Consider the following 17,408-nt stretch of genomic DNA (forward strand, 5'->3'; position numbering starts at 1 on the left):
AGTCTCTGAATGTGTTTCTGACACACCGCATTCGCGAGCAAGCCCGCTCCCACAGGGGGACTGTGTTGTGATCGAGATCTGTCTTTTCCTCCAGAAGCGCCGCACACCCACAGGTGTGCAGGTGCTCACCGCGTGAGATTGCGTTATGGATGGTATTTTCCTGCAGCAACTGGTCAACGGCCTGACCCTCGGGTCGGTCTACGGCCTGATCGCCATCGGCTACACAATGGTCTATGGCATCATCGGCATGATCAACTTCGCCCACGGCGAGGTTTATATGATTTCCGCTTACCTCGCGGCGATCACCCTGGCCCTGCTTGCCTACTTCGGCATCGAATCCTTCCCGCTGCTCATTCTCGGCACCTTGATCTTCACCGTGGTCGTCACCGGCGTGTACGGTTGGGTCATCGAGCGTGTCGCCTACAAACCCCTGCGCAACTCCACTCGACTCGCGCCGCTGATTAGCGCCATCGGCATCTCGCTGATCCTGCAGAACTACGCACAGATCGCCCAGGGCGCCAAGCAACAAGGCATTCCCACCCTGCTGGCCGGGGCCTGGCGTGTCGATATCGGCACCGGCTTCGTGCAGTTGACGTACACCAAGGTCTTCATCCTGGTCGCCGCCTTTGCAGGCATGGCCCTGCTGACCTACGTCATCAAATACACCAAGCTCGGCCGCATGTGCCGCGCCACCCAGCAAGACCGCAAGATGGCCTCCATCCTCGGCATCAACACTGACCGCGTGATCTCCTACGTGTTTGTCATCGGTGCCGCCATGGCCGCCCTCGCCGGTGTGCTCATCACCCTCAACTACGGCACCTTCGACTTCTATGCCGGCTTCATCATCGGCATCAAGGCGTTTACCGCGGCGGTCCTCGGCGGCATTGGCTCCCTGCCTGGGGCGATGCTCGGCGGGATCATCCTCGGCATCTCCGAGTCGCTGTTCGCGGGGTTGATCAACTCTGACTACAAAGACGTGTTCAGTTTCTCCCTGCTGGTGGTGATTCTGATTTTCCGTCCCCAGGGCCTGCTGGGTCGCCCACTCGTGGCTAAGGTGTAAACATGTCTGCTGCCAAACCCATCGATATCAAGAAAAGTGTGGTCGATACGATTCTCGCCGGGCTTATTTCCCTGGTCGTGTTCGGTCCGATCGTCGGCGTCGTCCTCGACGGCTACAGCTTCAACCTGGAACCGGCCCGGGTGGCCACGCTGGTCGCCATCGTCATGGCCGGCCGCTTTGCCCTGAGCCTGTTCCTGCAAACCCCCAAGGGCCTGAAGATCCTGCAGGGCTTCGAAAGCAGCGGCTCCGGTGTGCATGTGCTGGCGCCGGACTACAAGTCGCGGCTGCGCTGGATCATCCCGGCACTGATCGTGATCGCCATCGTGTTCCCGATCTTCGCCAACAAGTACCTGCTCACCGTGGTCATCCTCGGCTTGATCTACGTGCTGCTGGGCCTGGGCCTGAACATCGTGGTCGGCCTGGCCGGCCTGCTCGACCTGGGCTACGTGGCGTTCTACGCCATCGGCGCCTACGGCCTGGCCCTGGGTTATCAATACCTCGGCCTCGGCTTCTGGACGGTGCTGCCCTTGGCGGCCATCGCGGCGGCGTTGGCGGGATGCATACTCGGCTTCCCGGTGTTGCGAATGCACGGTGACTACCTGGCCATCGTGACCCTGGGCTTCGGTGAAATCATCCGCCTGGTGCTGAATAACTGGCTGTCGTTTACCGGCGGGCCGAACGGCATGCCGGTGCCATCGCCCACCTTCCTCGGCCTGGAGTTCGGGCGCAAGGCGAAGGAGGGCGGGATACCGTTCCACGAGTTCTTCGGCATCGATTACAACCCCAACATCAAGTTCATGTTCATCTACATCGTGCTGTTCCTGGTGGTGCTGGCGGTGCTGTACATCAAGCACCGCCTGACCCGCATGCCCGTCGGCCGCGCCTGGGAAGCCTTGCGCGAAGATGAGATCGCCTGCCGTTCCATGGGCCTGAACCACGTGCTGGTCAAGCTCTCGGCGTTCACCATTGGCGCGTCCACCGCCGGCCTGGCCGGGGTGTTTTTTGCCAGCTACCAGGGCTTCGTCAACCCGTCGTCGTTCACCTTCTTCGAGTCGGCGCTGATCCTCGCCATCGTGGTGCTGGGCGGCATGGGCTCGACGGTGGGCGTGGTGATCGCGGCGTTCGTGTTGACCGTTGCGCCGGAGCTGCTGCGCAGCTTCTCTGAATACCGCGTACTGCTGTTTGGCGTGTTGATGGTGGTGATGATGATCTGGCGACCGCGCGGCTTGATCCGCATCAGCCGTACCGGTGTGACACCACGTAAAGGAGTGGCGCCATGAGCAAGGAAGTCGTCCTTTCCGTGGAACACCTGATGATGCACTTCGGGGGCATCAAGGCCTTGAGCGATGTGAGCCTCAAGGTCGAACGCAACTCGATCTTCGCCCTGATCGGCCCCAACGGCGCCGGCAAGACCACGGTGTTCAACTGCCTCACCGGCTTCTACAAAGCCAGCGGCGGCAAGATCAACCTCAACGTGCGCGGCAAGCAGACCGACGTGATCCAACTACTCGGCGAGCGCTTCCAGCCCACCGACTTTGTCTCGCCGAAAAGCTTCCTCAGCCGGGTGTACTACAAGATGTTCGGCGGCACCCATTTGGTGAACCGCGCCGGTTTGGCCCGGACCTTCCAGAACATTCGCCTGTTCAAGGAAATGTCGGTGGTGGAGAACCTGCTGGTGGCCCAGCACATGTGGGTCAACCGCAACATGCTGGCGGGCATCCTCAACACCAAGGGCTACCGCAAGGCCGAAAGCGACGCCCTCGACCATGCCTTCTACTGGCTGGAAGTGGTGGACCTGGTGGACTGCGCCAACCGCCTGGCGGGCGAACTCTCCTACGGCCAGCAGCGCCGCCTGGAAATCGCCCGGGCCATGTGCACGCGGCCGCAGATCATCTGCCTGGACGAACCGGCAGCGGGCCTCAACCCCCAGGAAACCGAAGCCCTCAGCGCGATGATTCGCCTGTTGCGCGACGAACACGACCTGACGGTGGTGCTGATTGAACACGACATGGGCATGGTGATGAGTATTTCCGACCACATCGTGGTGCTCGACCACGGCAACGTGATCGCCGAAGGCGGCCCGGAGGCGATCCGCAACGACCCGAAAGTGATTGCCGCCTACCTCGGCGCCGACGAAGAGGAGCTGGTATGAGTGCACCTATCCTCGAAATGAAGGACCTGGACGTGTTCTACGGCCCGATCCAGGCCCTGAAAAAAGTCTCGCTGCACATCAACGAAGGCGAAACCGTCAGCCTGATCGGCTCCAACGGCGCGGGCAAATCCACGCTGCTGATGTCGATCTTCGGCCAGCCACGGGCCGAGTCGGGGCAGATCCTGTACAACGGCGTCGACATTACCCACAAGTCGTCCCACTACATCGCCTCCAACGGCATCGCGCAGTCGCCGGAAGGGCGGCGGGTGTTCCCCGACATGACCGTCGAGGAAAACCTGCTGATGGGCACCATCCCCATCGGTGACAAGTTCGCCAGCCAGGACATGCAGCGCATGTTCGAGCTGTTCCCACGGCTCAAGGAGCGGCGCAACCAGCGGGCCATGACCATGTCCGGTGGCGAGCAGCAAATGCTCGCCATCGCCCGCGCACTGATGAGCCGGCCCAAGCTGTTGCTGCTGGACGAACCGAGCCTGGGCCTGGCGCCGATTGTGGTGAAGCAGATCTTCTCGACCTTGCGCGAGCTGGCGTCGACCGGGATGACCATCTTCTTGGTGGAGCAGAACGCCAACCATGCGCTGCGCTTGTCGGACCGAGCGTATGTGATGGTCAACGGCGAGATTCGTCTCACCGGCACCGGTAAAGAGCTGTTGGTGAACGAGGAAGTGCGCAACGCCTACCTCGGCGGGCACTGATCTAAAGCTTGACGCAACCCCCCCCTGTGGGAGCTGGCTTTGTGTGGGAGCTGGCTTGCCTGCGATGCAGACACCTCGGTCTATCTGACAAACCGAGGCGATGCTATCGCAGGCAAGCCAGCTCCCACAAAGAGCAGCTCCCACATTTGTTTTGCGGTGTTCATAAGGCCGATACCAAATTGTGGAAAACAAATCCAGCCACCCTCCAAAGCGCGACATATAGCCGCCGCAAATCCCTGTTTTGTCACAGTTTTGACTTGTCCCCATCCACTGTGGAACCGGCTGTGGGTAACGTGGTAGTACTTGGCTGAAAGCCTCGAACGGCGTGGCTTGCAGCGTGGTGTACGTTTTTTGATCAGTGGCTTTTTTGCGACTGCCCAAGGGGTTTGTCAACCTGTTTAAAGACACAGGTATATGACCGATTTATGTCCGATCAGCCTGTGGATAAGTCTGTGACTAAACTCTGGAAAGACTTCCGCAGAGGCCGGAATGACTGGCCTGGAGCCATCGTTGGAATTTTCTCCCCATCGATGGGCCTACATACGGCCCCGCCAAGGTCAAGCAAAAAACTTTCCAAAACCGTCTGTAAGCCCCGCATACAGCGGCCTGGGGTATTTTGCACTTGCCCCCAAAGACTGTGGGCGCAGTTGTGGATAACCTGCGCGCACATGGCTACAAGCCACGGCCCGCAAGGCTTGTATCGATATGGTTAAAAACTGACCAGTCATGCATGAAGTTCTGCGCGTAGCGGTTGCCGCAACCGCGTCGTACGGGCATTCTGCTGGCTGATTTTTTCCCGATGCCCGCAAGGAGAACACCATGTCCAACACGCTGTTTATTACTGGCGCAACCTCAGGTTTCGGCGAAGCCTGCGCCCGTCGTTTTGCCGAAGCCGGCTGGAAACTGGTGCTCACCGGTCGTCGTGCCGAGCGCTTGAATGCGCTGGTCGAAGAGCTTTCCCAGCAGACCGAGGTACACGGCCTGGTGGTGGACGTGCGTGATCGCAAGGGCATGGAAGACGCAATCGCCAACCTGCCGCCAGCGTTCGCCAAGCTGCGCGGGCTGATCAACAACGCGGGCCTGGCCGTCGGTACCGACCCAGCACCCAAGTGCAGCCTCGACGATTGGGAAACCATGGTCGATACCAACATCAAGGGCCTGCTGACCACCACCAGCCTGCTGCTGCCGCGCCTGATCGCCCACGGCCGTGGCGCCGGGATCATCAACCTCGGTTCCATCGCCGGCAACTATCCGTACCCGGGCAGCCATGTGTATGGCGGTTCCAAGGCGTTCGTGAAGCAGTTCTCGCTGAACCTGCGCTGCGACCTGCAAGGCACCGGCGTACGGGTGACCAACATCGAGCCGGGCCTGTGCGAGAGCGAGTTCTCGCTGGTGCGCTTTGGCGGCGACCGGGCGCGTTATGACGCGACCTATGCTGGCGCCGAGCCGATCCAGCCGCAGGACATTGCCGACACGATCTTCTGGGTCATGAACACCCCGGCGCACGTGAACATCAACCGCCTGGAATTGATGCCGGTGAGCCAGACCTGGGCGGGGTTTGCCATTGAGCGTGGGGCCAAGTAAGGCTTTAGACCGCGCCGCCTGCTTCGCGAGCAAGCCCGCTCCCACATTTTGACCGAGTACATCCTTGGAATGCGGTCAAGTGTGGGAGCGGGCTTGCCCGCGAAGGCGTCAAATCAGCCAAAACAGGCCATAAGGTACACTCCCCTCCTGAGAACCCCACCGCACCCAGCGGTTTCAAGGTTTTGACAGGAGGAAATGTGAGTAACCGAGGTGAGCAGGCACTGCTCAAACAATCGACCATCCTGATGTTCGCCGTCGCGATCGCCGGGATTGTCACGGGTGTGATATCCGGCGCCCAATCCATTCTGTTCGACGGCTTTTTCTCGCTGATCGCCACCGCCATCAAGGTGTTGATGCTGATCACGGCCAAGCTGATCGCCAAGAAAAGCAACGAACGCTTCCAGTTCGGCTACTGGCACCTGGAGCCCATGGTGCTGTTGATCGAAGGCAGCTTCCTGTTGCTGATCGCCATCTATGCGTTCCTCAACGGCGTGTTCGGCATTATCAATGGCGGGCGCGAGATCGAGTTGGGGCTGGTGATCGTTTATGCGGCGGTGTTTACCGTCGTCGAATTTGCCTACTTCTTCTACGTGCGTTATCGCAATCGCACGCTCAAGTCCTCGCTGATCCAGTTCGACAACATCAGCTGGCTGGTGGACGCCATGCTGTCGATTGGTTTGCTTATCAGCTTTCTCGCCGCGCTGTTGCTCAAGTCCCAGGGCTATGGCGAGTGGGCGGTGTACGTCGACCCATTGATCCTGATCCTGCTGGCCCTGAGCATGCTCGCACCGGCGTTCAAGATCCTGCGCCCGGCGTTGCGCGAGGTGCTGGGGATTGCCCCGGACCAGTTGGACGACAAGGTGCGTGAAGTGATGGACGCGGCCCAGGCCAAACACGGTTTCGATGACTACGTGTCCTACGTGCAAAAACACGGGCGGGCGCGGTTTATCGAGATTCATGTGGTGTTGCCGGCGGATTACCCGGTGGATAACGTCGCGACCCTCGACGGGCTGCGCGAAGAGATATCCACAGGGCTGGGCAAAGCGGATGCGGCGCGGTGGTTGACCATCAGTTTTACGGGGGATCGCAAGTGGATTGCGTGAGGTCTGTTAGACCGAGGTGAGGCATTCGCGAGCAAGCCCGCTCCCACATTCGACCGCATTCCAAAGGTAGGGCGCGGTCAACTGTGGGAGCGGGCTTGCTCGCGAAGAGGCCCCAAAGGTCAGCCCAGATGCTGGACCAGCCCCTGATAGCAAGTCGCCAAGTGATAAGGCGTAGTCGACGGCATATCCCACCGACTCACCACACCCTGGGCATCCAGGCATTCATTCCAGCCTTTGTCATGCAGAAAGTGCTGTTGCAGCGCCAGCAACGGGAGCTGCAACACCGCATCGCTGCCCGGCCGCAAGGTCAGCGCCCGCAGGTATTCCGCCTGGGCCCAGATGCGCTGGGTGCCATCACGCACGCTGCCATCCAGTGCCAACATGCCGCTGACCGCGCCGCTCAACTTATCCACACCCTTTTGTTCGGCGTAGGCAAAGGCCCGCGTCAACGAGGCGTGTAACGGCGTGCCGCGTAGGACGTCGGAAGATTCCAGCAAAAAGAACCACTCGAACTGGTGCCCCGGCTCAAACCAGTTATCCACAGCACCCAGCGGTTTTTCCATCATTACGCCATGCTGGCGGTCGATGAAGCGCTGCTGCATGGCCGTCGCCAAGCCTAGCAGTGCCGCTTGTACGTCGGCGTCTTCACGCACGGCGAGGGTGGCCAGGAAGCCTTCGGCCAGGTGCATCAGCGGGTTTTGCAGCGGGCCGGACTTGAGGGACGACCAGTTGCGTTCCAGCACGGCTTCGTACAGGCCGTCGCCTGTGGCAAAGCGTTGGGCGACCACGGCCAGGGCGGCGTTGAGCACCGACTCCACCAACGGCTCGCGCACCTTGGCCCAGTAGTGGGCGCAGGCGAAGATGATGAAGGCGTGGGTATAGAGGTCTTTGCGCTTGTCCAGCGGCTGGCCGGCCGGGTCGATGCTGTAGAACCAGCCGCCGTGCTCGGCATCGTGGAAGTGCCGTTGCAGGGACCGGAACAACGCCGCCGCGCGCTCTTCGGCAAACGCCGCGCTGGGTTCGCCGATCAGGCTGGCGAACAGGTACAACTGCCGGGCACAGGCCATGGCGCGGTAGCGTTGCGCAGGTAACGGATGGTGATTGGCGTCCAGCGCTTCATAGGGCAACGCGAGGTCGGCATTCCAGCCAGGGCCCTGCCAGAGCGGCACGATCAGGGTGTGGAAGTGCGTGAGCACGGCGTTCAGGGTGGAGCTTGGAGCGGTGGGCATTGGCTGGCGTCGTCACGGCAGGGGTGTAGGCGCGCATGGTAGCAGGCTTGGGTTCTGTGGTGTCTGTGGGACCGCTATCGCAGGCAAGCCAGCTCCCACATTTGATTGGGGTCGCAGATCAAAATGTGGGAGCTGGCTTGCCTGCGATGAGGCCCGCACACACGCAACAAAGCTCAGCCCGCGAGCAACCAAACCCCAGTCGCCGCCGAAGCCGCCCCGGCAATCCGCACCAACGGCGCCGCCGCAGCCGGCAGGAAACGCACCACCGCATACCCGGCCGCGTGCAACACCGCCGTCGCCCCGACAAAACCGGCCGCATACGCCCACGGGCTGGACATGTCCGGCAGCTCAAGCCCATGAGCCACGCCATGGAACAAAGCGAACAACGCCGTCGCCCCGACCGCCACAAACAACGGCGGCCGCACCGCCAGCGCCACCGCCAGGCCCAGCGCCAGCACCGACGCGGCTATCCCGCTTTCCATCGCCGGCAATTGCATCCCTTCAAAGCCCAGCACGCCACCGATCAACATGGTGCCGACAAACGTGCACGGCAGCGCCCAGCGGGCCGCGCCTTTCTGTTGCGCGGCCCACAAGCCGACTGCAACCATCGCCAGCAAATGATCGATACCGCCCAGCGGGTGGCTGATCCCGGCGATCAAGCCGTTATCACCATGGCCCGGGTGGGCGAACGCGAGGGCCGGGGCCAGCAGCAACGCGGCGGCAGTGAAGAGTTTCTTGAGGCTCATGGACAGGTTCCTTATGGGTTTATCAGGCGGCGGTCAGCAGGCCTTGGCGTTCGATAAAGGCGACGATTTCTTCCAGGCCAACCCCGGTTTTCTGGTTGCTGAACACAAAGGGTTTGCCGTTGCGCATGCGGGTGGTGTCGCTGTTCATCAATTCCAGCGAGGCGCCGACCAGCGGCGCCAGGTCGATCTTGTTGATGACCAGCAGGTCGGACTTGCAAATGCCCGGCCCGCCCTTGCGCGGCAGCTTGTCGCCGGCGGAGACATCAATCACATAGATGGTCAGGTCCGACAGCTCCGGGCTGAACGTCGCCGAGAGGTTGTCGCCACCGGACTCCACCAGGATCAGGTCCAGGCCGGGGAAGCGGCGGTTGAGCTGGTCCACCGCTTCAAGGTTGATCGACGCGTCTTCGCGGATCGCCGTGTGCGGGCAGCCACCGGTTTCCACGCCGATGATGCGCTCGGGTGCCAGCGCCTGGTTGCGCACCAGGAAGTCGGCGTCTTCGCGGGTGTAGATGTCGTTGGTGACCACGGCCAGGTTGTAGCGCTCGCGCAGGGCGAGGCACAGGGCCAGGGTCAGCGCGGTCTTGCCGGAGCCCACTGGGCCGCCGATGCCGACGCGCAAAGGTTGTGTATTCATGTGTGGTTCTCCTAGGAACGGAACAGGCGGCTGTACTGGCGCTCGTGGGCCATGCACGCCAGGGACAGGCCGAACGCGGCGCTGCCGAAATGGTTGGGGTCGATCCGCGCGGCGTCCTGCTGGGCTTGTTGCAGCAGTGGCAGCAGCTCGCTGGTCAGGCGCTGGGCGGCTTGCTGGCCCAGGGGCAGGGTTTTCATCAGCACGGCCAGCTGGTTTTCCAGCCAGCTCCACAGCCAGGCGGCGAGGGCGTCGGCGGGGCTGATGGTCCAGGCGCGGGCGGCCAGTGCCCAGCCCAGGGCGAGGTGGGGTTCGCCGCGTTGTTCAAGAAAGCTGCGCGCGGCGGCGTCCAATTCAGGCAAGCCATTGAGCAGCTGCTGCAGGGAGTAGCCCATCTGCCGGCTCTCTTGATACAGCTCGCGGGTCTCACGGCTGGCGCGGTGCTCTTCACACAGCTTGGCCAGCTGTGGCCAATCCTGTTGCGCAGCGGCGTGGCAATGGGCGAGCAACAGCGGTGCTTCAAAGCGTGCGAGGTTGAGCAACAACTGATCGCTGATCCAGCGGCGGGCACTGGCGGCATCACTGACGCGGCCGTTTTCCACGGCCATTTCCAGGCCTTGGGAATAGCTGTAGCCGCCAATCGGCAATTGCGGACTGGCCAGACGCAACAGCGCCCAGGCTGGGTTCATGGACGTACGCCGAACTGGTGCAGCTTGGGCGGGTAGTTGAAATCTTCGTCGCCATGGCGCGAATGGTGATGGCCACCGCCATAGGCGCCGTGTTCCGGCTGGAACGGCGCTTCCAGGGTTTCAGTGGTGGCGCCCAGTTGATCGAGCATGGCCTTGAGCACGTAGTCATCGAGCAGGCGCAGCCAGCCATCTCCCACTTGCAGCGCGACGTGGCGATTGCCCAGGTGATAGGCGGCACGGGTCAGTTCAAAGGCGCTGGGGCAGGTGACGTGCAGCAGTTGTTCAGGGCGGGCGCAGACGCGTACGACACGTCCGTCTTCTGCTTGTAGGAATTCGCCATCGTGCAGGGGTGGCTGGCCACGCTCCAGGAACAGGCCGACATCTTCACCGTCGGCACTGAAACAGCGCAGGCGGCTTTTGCTGCGGGCTTCGAAATTCAGCAGCAGCTCGGCAGCCCAGAGGGCTTGGGGGGCGGTTCGGCGGTGGATCACCAGCATCAGAAGGCTTCCAGCAATGAGCGATGCAAGTGCTAGAGCAAGGGCCTTGCCAATCTCGGCGCTGAGTAGGAATCGCCCGTAAGTAGGCGCTGTGACGCCACTAAATAGGGCGTAGGAAAAATCTCTCGCCGCGTCAGAATGGTGCTCATTGGGGGTGCGTGCACATGGTTGGGGCGTTTTTGGGATTTGTCCTACACGGCTTGGGGATTCGCCGTTCATGGCGCTTCGTGCTGAGTCTTTAGGATTCGCGCCGTGTTTAATTTGTCGCGACGCTTATCATGCTCAAGTCATTTTTTTGTTTCGTCATCATCGGACTGTCTTTCTCCATCTCATCGGCTTCGGCCAATTTGCAGCCCCGTCCCACCTTCGCCCCGACGGCCATCAGCGGGGTGGTAGACCGCGCCCATGAACTGCTGGGCACGCCCTACAAATTCGGCGGCACCTCGGTACAGCAAGGGTTCGATTGCAGCAGCTTCCTGGTCTACCTGTTCAAGACCGAAGCGAATATCCAGATCCCGCGCACCACGGCGGCGATGCATCGCTCGACCGCCGCGACCATCCCGCGCCACGCGCTGAAGCCCGGTGATGCGGTGTTTTTCAAAGGCAATGGGAGCGGCCAGGTCAGCCATGTGGGGCTCTATATCGGCGAAGGCAAATTTATCCATTCGCCCCGCACCGGCAAAAGCATCCGCATCGATTCGCTGAGCAACAGCTATTGGAATAAAAACTACACGACGGCCAAGCGTTTCCACTCGGCGGGGTGATCGGCTTATTCGGTGCTGCCCAAACCCTGCCAATGCTTGAGGCCGATAAAGATAAAGCGCAATTGCTGGGTGATTTTTGCCTGGGGCGTGAGGTGCGCAGGCAGGGCCTGGGCGGGCGGGTCGATGATGTCGGGCAGGGTGGCGAACACACTTTTGACGATCAGGTCGGCCATCACATGCAAACCTTCGCCGTCCAGGTGTTGCAGCTTGGGCATCAGCGTGAGGTCGGCCGCGAGGTCGCGGGTGATGTCTTCGCGCAAGGCGCCGATGGCTTGGCGCACGGCCAGGCAGCCGCCGTATTGCTCGCGGGCGAGGAACAGGAACTGCGAACGGTTGGCCGACACCACATCGAGAAAGATGCGCACGGAGGCATCAATAATGCCGCCCATCACGAATTCGTTGTGGCGCACCAGGCGAATGGTGGCGCGGAAGGTCTGGCCGACCTCGCTGACCAGGACGAGTCCAAGCTGGTCCATGTCGGCAAAGTGGCGATAGAAACCGGTGGGCACAATGCCGGCCGTCTTGGCCACTTCGCGCAGGCTCAGGCTGCCAAACCCACGGCCACACTCCATCAGATGGCGGGCTGCGTCCATCAGGGCGAGGCGGGTCTGTTGCTTCTGTTCGGCGCGGGGCAGCATGGGCGGGCGGGCTTTGTCGGCAAGTTCAGCGACGCACTCTAGCAAAACCCCTTCATCGGCGTCGAACTTGCGCGGGGTGGGGCGTGACGCGGTCTACAGCAAAGCAAAAGCCCGATCGACGGATCGGGCTTTTTTATGGGCCACCACAGGCTTAGCTCTGGGCTTCGTGCAGTTCTTTCAGGCGATCAGCGCCGCCTTCAGCAACACCTTCGGTGTAAGCGCGTTTGTTGGCCTGTTCAGCGCCGCCTTCGACCAGGCCTTTCTGTTCCAGGCGATCACGGCCACCTTCAGCAACACCTTCGGTGTAGGCGCGTTTGTTGGCTTGTTCAGCACCGCCTTCAACCAGGCCTTTCTCTTCCAGGCGGTTGCGGCCGTTTTCAGCGACAGCGCCTTTGGCGTAATCACGGTTTTCTTCTTCTTGCGAACCGCTGCGTGCCAGGGTCTGGCTGGACTGCACGGCTTGAGCCTTGTTCTGTGGGGTCGCTTGTTCGGCAGCTGGCAGGGCAAAAGCGCTGGAAGCCAGGACGGACAACAGGACGGTAGCGAGTACTTGGCGTTTCATGATGGGTTGCTCCTTGGGAGGGCGATAAAGTGGGTACAGGGCTAATGCTACTCTCGATAAGTCGATATAAAAGTTCATAAACACAATGGTAATAATCAACAGAATTGATTGTTCCCGGCGGAGGCTCTAACTCGCACCTCTCAAGCCCGCGGTTTTGCACCGGGGTGGGTATTTTCGACACGTCCATGGGTAACATTGGTGCGCTGTCGTAAGGAGAATCTGTCGATACGGTCAGAAAACCTGGTTTTTCCCGGCAAATAACGGATTGGGTTAAACCCCCGCGCGGTTTGCCAGTCGTAGTCCTATAAGCTGTCTTAAAAGGCTGTTACCTGGCCGGTCGTATTCAGGAGTCCTGTGCAATGACGCGCACGCGCAAAATCGTCGCTTGGAGCTGTGCCAGCTTCGTTCTATTAATCGCCGTGGTGGTGTTGCTGCTGGCGTTCTTCGACTGGAACCGCATCAAGCCGCAGATCAATGCCAAGGTCTCCGAAGAGTTGCATCGCCCGTTTGCCATCAACGGCAACCTGGCCGTGGTGTGGGCGCGTGAGCCCGATGAAGGTGGCTGGCGTGCCTGGGTGCCGTGGCCCCATGTGATCGCCGAGGACCTGAGCCTGGGCAACCCCGACTGGTCGAAAAAACCGCAGATGGTCACCCTGAAGAAGGTCGAGCTGCGCATCTCGCCCCTGGCATTGCTGGTACAGCGCGTGGTGATCCCGCGTATCGACTTGACTGAACCGAGCGCCGAGTTGCAGCGCCTCGCCGACGGCCGCGCCAACTGGACCTTCAAGTTCGACCCCAAGGACCCGAATGCCGAACCGTCCAACTGGGTGGTCGACATCGGTGCCATCGGCTTCGACAAAGGCCATGTGACCCTCGACGACCAAACCCTCAAGACCCAGCTCGATGTGATCGTCGACCCCCTGGGCAAACCGATCCCGTTCGGCGAAATCGTCGGCGACGCGGATGCCAAGAAAGCCCTGGAAAAAGGCGCGGCGCCGCAAGACTATGCATTCGCCCTCAAGGTCAAAGGCCAGTACCACGGCCAGAAACTCGACGGCAGCGGCAAGATCGGCGGCCTGCTCGCCTTGCAGGACGCGGCCAAGCCGTTCCCGCTGCAAGCCCAGGTCAAGATCGCCGATACCAGCATCGCCCTGGCCGGCACCCTGACCGACCCGCTCAACCTCGGCGCCCTCGATCTGCGCCTGAAACTCGCAGGCTCAAGCCTCGGCAACCTGTACCCGCTGACCGGCGTGACCCTGCCGGACTCGCCGGCCTATTCCACCGACGGCCACCTGATCGCCAAGTTGCACGAAGCCAGCGGCGCGTCATTCACGTATGAGAACTTCAACGGCAAGATCGGCAACAGTGACATCCACGGCAACCTCGCCTATGTCGCCAGCCAGCCACGGCCCAAGCTCAGCGGCGCGCTGGTGTCCAACCAACTGTTGATGGCCGACCTCGCGCCCTTGATCGGCGCCGACTCCAACGCCAAGCAAAAGGCCCGTGGCGGTGAAAGCAAACAGCCGGCGACCAAGGTGTTGCCGGTGGAAGAGTTCCGCACCGAACGCTGGCGCGACATGGACGCCGACGTGGAATTCACCGGCAAACGTATCGTGCACAGTGCCGAACTGCCGTTCACCGACCTCTACACCCACCTGGTGCTCAACGACGGCCAACTGAGCCTCGAACCCCTGCGCTTCGGCGTGGCCGGCGGCAAGCTCGACGCGCAGATCCGCCTGAACGGCCGCATCACGCCGATGGAAGGCCGCGCCAAGCTCACCGCACGCAACTTCAAGCTCAAGCAACTGTTCCCAACCTTCGAACCGATGAAAACCAGCTTCGGCGAACTCAATGGCGACGCCGACATTGCCGGGCGCGGCAACTCCGTGGCGGCGCTGCTGGGCAGCTCCAACGGTGACCTGAAGATGCTTATCAACGACGGCGCCATCAGCCGTGGCCTGATGGAAATCGCCGGGCTCAACGTCGGCAACTACGTGGTGGGGCGCCTGTTTGGCGACAAGGAAGTGAAGATCAACTGCGCGGCCGCCGACTTCGGCATCAAGACTGGCCTGGCCACGACGCGCTTGTTTGTGTTCGATACCGAGAACGCCATCATCTACATCGACGGCACCGCGAACATGGCCACCGAGCAGTTGGACCTGACCATCACCCCGGAATCAAAAGGCTTCCGCCTGTTCTCCCTGCGCTCGCCGTTGTACGTCAATGGCCCGTTCATCAAGCCCAACGCCGGGGTGAAAGCGGTGCCGCTGATGCTGCGTGGTGCGGGCATGGTCGCGCTGGGTGTGATCGTCGGCCCTGCAGCCGGCCTGCTGGCGCTGATTGCGCCGAGCGGGGACGTGCCGAACCAGTGTGCACCGTTGTTGCAACAGATGAAGGAAGGCAAGGCGCCGAAAACGGTGAAGGGTTAGATTCCAGCCGGAATGAACGTCTCCTGATTTGCGCAGGGGATACCAATCTGAAGGGCAGGATTACCTTTATAGGGGGTGCCGTCCTGATTGATTGAGTAGAAGACTTCATGCAGGTACTGCTTGCCGTTCAGGACGAAACAACGGAAGGAGGCATGGGTGGGAAATGCGTTCCTCAACTGGGCGAACGCCACGCTGCTGCCGATCCACTTATTGAACATGGGCTCGAGGTACATCACGGATTTGCGTAGTCTGACGATTTCATTGAAATAGTCACTTTCTGTTTGGCCTGAGCAGGTTCCGTGTTTTTTCCATTCATATCTGAACATCCCTTGCGGGGCTACAGTGACTAGCTGAGCGATGGCGGGGGTGTTGGCAATCTGTTCTAGCTTGTCGTCGCTGATATCGCAGGCAGTGGTTGATTGGCAACTGGGGGCGGTGTTGCAAGAGGCGGGGTGACGGTTGGTTTTCTGCCCCATGCTGTCGTTGTAGGGCCATACGCCGTGCGTGAGAAACTTTTGCGGCGGTTTATCGCAGCCTGTCGTTTCGGGTTTCAACTCGCAAAAACTTGGCTGCCAGGTCACTGCGTAGACCCAGTATTTGAACCCCTCGCTGCTAGGGGTGATTTCTTCGTTGGCATCCAGGGCCTGGGCACCGTGGCTTATCAGTAGCGTGGCCAAGGCCGTTGCAACGAACCGGATACTCTTCATAAGCGGTTACCCCACATTCGTTCGGCCAACGGTATTGATGGCGAATGTTGGGAATACTGATTAGCCCTTTTGCGGTAGGGAATCTACTGTCAAAACTAACAGGTGAAACGGTCGAAAATGTGGGAGCGGGCTTGCCCGCGATTGCGGTGGGTCAGTCACCGAAGATATCGACTGATCCACCGCAATCGCAGGCAAGCCAGCTCCCACACTGTCAGGTGTTGTTGATTAGAGACCTTGCAGAATGTCCGCCATGTCGTCGGCGTGTTCTTCTTCCTGGGCCAGGATGTCTTCGAAGATCCGGCGCGTGGTCGGGTCTTTATCGCCGATGTACTGGATGATCTCGCGATAGCTGTCCACCGCGATCCGCTCCGCCACCAGGTCTTCGTAGACCATTTCCTTCAAGTTCTTGCCCGCCACGTACTGCGCGTGGGAATTCTTCGACAGCAGGTCCGGGTTGAACTCTGGCTCGCCGCCCAGTTGCACAATGCGCTCGGCGAGTTTGTCGGCGTGTTCGGCCTCTTGGGTGGCATGCTCCAGGAACTCGTCAGCGGCGACGGATGCCTTGAGGCCGCTGGCCATGAAGTAGTGGCGCTTGTAGCGCAGCACGCAGACCAGTTCCGTGGCCAGCGAGGCGTTGAGCAAGCGGATGATTTCTTCACGGTCGGCGTCGTAGCCTTCAGTGACCGCGCCGTTTTCGACATTTTGGCGGGCGCGGCTGCGCAGAGTGGCAACGTCAGTCAGGTGTGCTTCAGTCATCTCAATCTCCTGGTGCTAATCCGGTTTTGCGCCACGCTCTGCTGGCGTGATCGCTCAAAGTTGTGAGTCCCGGGCGGCGCAAAAAGTTTTATCGGATTTACCTGCGGCGTCATCAGCCCGACTTGAGGTTGGGCTAGGCTTGCGCTCAGGTCAGCCGTTTCGAGGACGTTCGCCCCATGCCGCAGTCGTTAGCCACGCGTTACCCCCTGGTGCTGGTACCCGGCATGCTCGGTTTTGTACGTTTGGGGTTTTTTCCCTATTGGTACGGCATCGTCCCGGCGCTACGGGCGGGCGGGGCGCAGGTGTTGCCCGTGCAGGTCGCACCGCTGGATTCCAGCGAGGTGCGCGGCGAGCAGTTGCTGGCGCAGATCGAGCAGATTCGCCGGGAGACCGGCGCCGACAAGGTCAACCTGATCGGCCACAGCCAGGGTTCGTTGACCGCACGTTACGCGGCGGCCAAGCGCCCAGAGTGGGTGGCGTCGGTGACGTCGGTGGCTGGGCCCAATCATGGTTCGGAGTTGGCGGACCATATCCACCTCCATTACCCCATCGATGGCGTGAAGGGACGACTCATGAGCGCGCTGTTCCATGGGGTCGCCTGGGTAATGGGCGTGCTGGAAACCGGCTATCGCGGGCCGCGTTTCAAGGCGGACTTGCAGGCGTCCCACCATTCGCTGACCAGTGCCGGGGTGGCGTTGTTCAATCGCCAGTACCCGCAAGGCTTGCCCGACACCTGGGGCGGGCAGGGCGCCGAAGAGGTCAATGGCGTGCGTTATTACTCGTGGTCCGGGACTTTGCAGCCGGGCATCACCGACCGTGGCCGCAACCTGCTCGACGGCACCAATCGCAGCTGTCGCCTGTTCGCCCGCAGCTTTGTGCGGGAGAAGGGCCAGTGTGATGGCATGGTCGGGCGCTACAGTTCACACCTGGGGGTGGTGATTGGTGATGACTTTCCCCTGGACCACTTCGATATCGTCAACCAGTCCATGGGGTTGGTGGGGAAGGGCGCGGAGCCGATCCGGTTGTTTGTGGAGCATGCTCGGAGGCTGAAGGCTGCCGGGGTGTAGCAGTGTGGGAGCGGGCTTGCTCGCGAAAGCGGTGGAGCAGCCAGCTCATCTGTTACTGACGCACCGCATTCGCGCTGT

Annotated in this window: 18 protein-coding genes; 9 read left to right on the forward strand and 9 right to left on the reverse strand. The window is 61.2% G+C overall.

Annotation, left to right across the window (positions count from 1 at the left end; translation table 11 throughout):
- Window positions 1–145: 145 nt before the first annotated feature.
- The 6 genes from NUV89_RS20085 to NUV89_RS20110 all read left to right on the forward strand — a co-directional run bounded on the left by NUV89_RS20085 (window position 146) and on the right by NUV89_RS20110 (window position 6,612).
- A complete protein-coding gene (locus NUV89_RS20085; RefSeq protein ID WP_017737486.1) occupies window positions 146–1,060 on the forward strand; it encodes a branched-chain amino acid ABC transporter permease in 915 nt (304 codons plus the stop codon).
- 2 nt (window positions 1,061–1,062) lie between these two features.
- The gene (livM, locus tag NUV89_RS20090) at window positions 1,063–2,340 is read left to right on the forward strand and encodes a high-affinity branched-chain amino acid ABC transporter permease LivM (RefSeq protein ID WP_257782677.1); all 1,278 of its coding nucleotides are present in this window, start codon (window positions 1,063–1,065) and stop codon (window positions 2,338–2,340) included.
- On the forward strand, window positions 2,337–3,212 hold the full coding sequence (locus NUV89_RS20095; protein WP_017737488.1) for an ABC transporter ATP-binding protein: 876 nt from the start codon (window positions 2,337–2,339) through the stop codon (window positions 3,210–3,212). The genes livM and NUV89_RS20095 overlap by 4 nt, the downstream gene beginning before the upstream one ends.
- Window positions 3,209–3,925: an ABC transporter ATP-binding protein gene (locus NUV89_RS20100; RefSeq protein ID WP_124525578.1), complete on the forward strand. Its 717-nt coding sequence runs from the start codon at window positions 3,209–3,211 to the stop codon at window positions 3,923–3,925. Before NUV89_RS20095 ends, NUV89_RS20100 begins: the two co-directional genes overlap by 4 nt.
- An 819-nt stretch (window positions 3,926–4,744) precedes the next feature.
- Window positions 4,745–5,509, forward strand: a complete 765-nt coding sequence (locus NUV89_RS20105) for an SDR family oxidoreductase (protein WP_257782678.1) — start codon at window positions 4,745–4,747, stop codon at window positions 5,507–5,509.
- A 197-nt stretch (window positions 5,510–5,706) separates the two neighbouring features.
- Window positions 5,707–6,612 carry a cation diffusion facilitator family transporter gene (locus tag NUV89_RS20110; RefSeq protein WP_257782679.1) on the forward strand — a complete coding sequence of 302 codons (906 nt, stop codon included), beginning with the start codon at window positions 5,707–5,709 and terminating at the stop codon, window positions 6,610–6,612.
- Window positions 6,613–6,731: 119 nt separating this feature from the next.
- On the opposite strand, the gene NUV89_RS20115 is transcribed toward NUV89_RS20110, so the two are convergent.
- The 5 genes from NUV89_RS20115 to ureE all read right to left on the reverse strand — a co-directional run bounded on the left by NUV89_RS20115 (window position 6,732) and on the right by ureE (window position 10,407).
- Window positions 6,732–7,841: an AGE family epimerase/isomerase gene (locus NUV89_RS20115; protein WP_257782680.1), complete on the reverse strand. Its 1,110-nt coding sequence runs from the start codon at window positions 7,839–7,841 to the stop codon at window positions 6,732–6,734.
- A gap of 173 nt (window positions 7,842–8,014) precedes the next feature.
- Window positions 8,015–8,587 (reverse strand): HupE/UreJ family protein, encoded by a 573-nt coding sequence (locus tag NUV89_RS20120; RefSeq protein ID WP_207046581.1) that lies wholly within the window; start codon window positions 8,585–8,587, stop codon window positions 8,015–8,017.
- 22 nt (window positions 8,588–8,609) lie between these two features.
- On the reverse strand, window positions 8,610–9,224 hold the full coding sequence (gene ureG, locus NUV89_RS20125; protein WP_257782681.1) for an urease accessory protein UreG: 615 nt from the start codon (window positions 9,222–9,224) through the stop codon (window positions 8,610–8,612).
- A gap of 11 nt (window positions 9,225–9,235) precedes the next feature.
- Window positions 9,236–9,910 (reverse strand): urease accessory protein UreF, encoded by a 675-nt coding sequence (locus NUV89_RS20130; RefSeq protein ID WP_257782682.1) that lies wholly within the window; start codon window positions 9,908–9,910, stop codon window positions 9,236–9,238.
- On the reverse strand, window positions 9,907–10,407 hold the full coding sequence (ureE, locus tag NUV89_RS20135) for an urease accessory protein UreE (protein ID WP_257782683.1): 501 nt from the start codon (window positions 10,405–10,407) through the stop codon (window positions 9,907–9,909). Before ureE ends, NUV89_RS20130 begins: the two co-directional genes overlap by 4 nt.
- 278 nt (window positions 10,408–10,685) lie before the next feature.
- Here ureE and NUV89_RS20140 point away from each other — a divergent pair, with 278 nt between their 5' ends.
- The gene (locus NUV89_RS20140) at window positions 10,686–11,171 is read left to right on the forward strand and encodes a C40 family peptidase (RefSeq protein ID WP_257782684.1); all 486 of its coding nucleotides are present in this window, start codon (window positions 10,686–10,688) and stop codon (window positions 11,169–11,171) included.
- Window positions 11,172–11,176: 5 nt separating this feature from the next.
- Here the strand turns inward: NUV89_RS20140 and NUV89_RS20145 are convergent, their stop codons facing one another.
- Both NUV89_RS20145 and NUV89_RS20150 read right to left on the reverse strand, forming a co-directional pair.
- A complete protein-coding gene (locus NUV89_RS20145; RefSeq protein WP_017737497.1) occupies window positions 11,177–11,809 on the reverse strand; it encodes a TetR family transcriptional regulator in 633 nt (210 codons plus the stop codon).
- Window positions 11,810–11,960: 151 nt separating this feature from the next.
- Window positions 11,961–12,371 carry a hypothetical protein gene (locus NUV89_RS20150; protein WP_017737498.1) on the reverse strand — a complete coding sequence of 137 codons (411 nt, stop codon included), beginning with the start codon at window positions 12,369–12,371 and terminating at the stop codon, window positions 11,961–11,963.
- 359 nt (window positions 12,372–12,730) lie between these two features.
- Here NUV89_RS20150 and NUV89_RS20155 point away from each other — a divergent pair, with 359 nt between their 5' ends.
- Window positions 12,731–14,800, forward strand: a complete 2,070-nt coding sequence (locus NUV89_RS20155; RefSeq protein ID WP_257782685.1) for an AsmA family protein — start codon at window positions 12,731–12,733, stop codon at window positions 14,798–14,800.
- Here NUV89_RS20155 and NUV89_RS20160 read toward each other — a convergent pair.
- Entirely contained in the window at window positions 14,797–15,507 is a 711-nt protein-coding gene (locus NUV89_RS20160) for a hypothetical protein (RefSeq protein WP_257782686.1), read from the reverse strand. The two genes, NUV89_RS20155 and NUV89_RS20160, sit on opposite strands and share 4 nt — an antisense overlap.
- A 225-nt stretch (window positions 15,508–15,732) precedes the next feature.
- Window positions 15,733–16,263, reverse strand: coding sequence for a bacterioferritin (locus tag NUV89_RS20165; RefSeq protein ID WP_257782687.1), 531 nt, complete (start codon window positions 16,261–16,263; stop codon window positions 15,733–15,735).
- A gap of 176 nt (window positions 16,264–16,439) precedes the next feature.
- Here NUV89_RS20165 and NUV89_RS20170 point away from each other — a divergent pair, with 176 nt between their 5' ends.
- Window positions 16,440–17,330, forward strand: coding sequence for a triacylglycerol lipase (locus NUV89_RS20170; protein WP_257782688.1), 891 nt, complete (start codon window positions 16,440–16,442; stop codon window positions 17,328–17,330).
- Window positions 17,331–17,408: the final 78 nt, after the last annotated feature.

Source organism: Pseudomonas sp. 18.1.10, from assembly GCF_024655625.1.
Classification (GTDB): Bacteria; Pseudomonadota; Gammaproteobacteria; order Pseudomonadales; family Pseudomonadaceae; genus Aquipseudomonas.

Excerpts from the sequence above, each read along its gene's own strand:
- NUV89_RS20130 (WP_257782682.1), bottom strand. The coding sequence starts at position 9,910 with ATGAACCCAGCCTGGGCGCTGTTGCGTCTGGCCAGTCCGCAATTGCCG.
- NUV89_RS20140 (WP_257782684.1), top strand. The coding sequence starts at position 10,686 with ATGCTCAAGTCATTTTTTTGTTTCGTCATCATCGGACTGTCTTTCTCC.
- NUV89_RS20085 (WP_017737486.1), top strand. The coding sequence starts at position 146 with ATGGATGGTATTTTCCTGCAGCAACTGGTCAACGGCCTGACCCTCGGG.
- NUV89_RS20150 (WP_017737498.1), bottom strand. The coding sequence starts at position 12,371 with ATGAAACGCCAAGTACTCGCTACCGTCCTGTTGTCCGTCCTGGCTTCC.
- NUV89_RS20105 (WP_257782678.1), top strand. The coding sequence starts at position 4,745 with ATGTCCAACACGCTGTTTATTACTGGCGCAACCTCAGGTTTCGGCGAA.
- NUV89_RS20155 (WP_257782685.1), top strand. The coding sequence starts at position 12,731 with ATGACGCGCACGCGCAAAATCGTCGCTTGGAGCTGTGCCAGCTTCGTT.
- NUV89_RS20115 (WP_257782680.1), bottom strand. The coding sequence starts at position 7,841 with ATGCCCACCGCTCCAAGCTCCACCCTGAACGCCGTGCTCACGCACTTC.
- NUV89_RS20170 (WP_257782688.1), top strand. The coding sequence starts at position 16,440 with ATGCCGCAGTCGTTAGCCACGCGTTACCCCCTGGTGCTGGTACCCGGC.
- NUV89_RS20160 (WP_257782686.1), bottom strand. The coding sequence starts at position 15,507 with ATGAAGAGTATCCGGTTCGTTGCAACGGCCTTGGCCACGCTACTGATA.
- NUV89_RS20095 (WP_017737488.1), top strand. The coding sequence starts at position 2,337 with ATGAGCAAGGAAGTCGTCCTTTCCGTGGAACACCTGATGATGCACTTC.
- NUV89_RS20120 (WP_207046581.1), bottom strand. The coding sequence starts at position 8,587 with ATGAGCCTCAAGAAACTCTTCACTGCCGCCGCGTTGCTGCTGGCCCCG.
- ureG (WP_257782681.1), bottom strand. The coding sequence starts at position 9,224 with ATGAATACACAACCTTTGCGCGTCGGCATCGGCGGCCCAGTGGGCTCC.
- NUV89_RS20165 (WP_257782687.1), bottom strand. The coding sequence starts at position 16,263 with ATGACTGAAGCACACCTGACTGACGTTGCCACTCTGCGCAGCCGCGCC.
- livM (WP_257782677.1), top strand. The coding sequence starts at position 1,063 with ATGTCTGCTGCCAAACCCATCGATATCAAGAAAAGTGTGGTCGATACG.
- NUV89_RS20100 (WP_124525578.1), top strand. The coding sequence starts at position 3,209 with ATGAGTGCACCTATCCTCGAAATGAAGGACCTGGACGTGTTCTACGGC.
- NUV89_RS20145 (WP_017737497.1), bottom strand. The coding sequence starts at position 11,809 with ATGCTGCCCCGCGCCGAACAGAAGCAACAGACCCGCCTCGCCCTGATG.
- ureE (WP_257782683.1), bottom strand. The coding sequence starts at position 10,407 with ATGCTGGTGATCCACCGCCGAACCGCCCCCCAAGCCCTCTGGGCTGCC.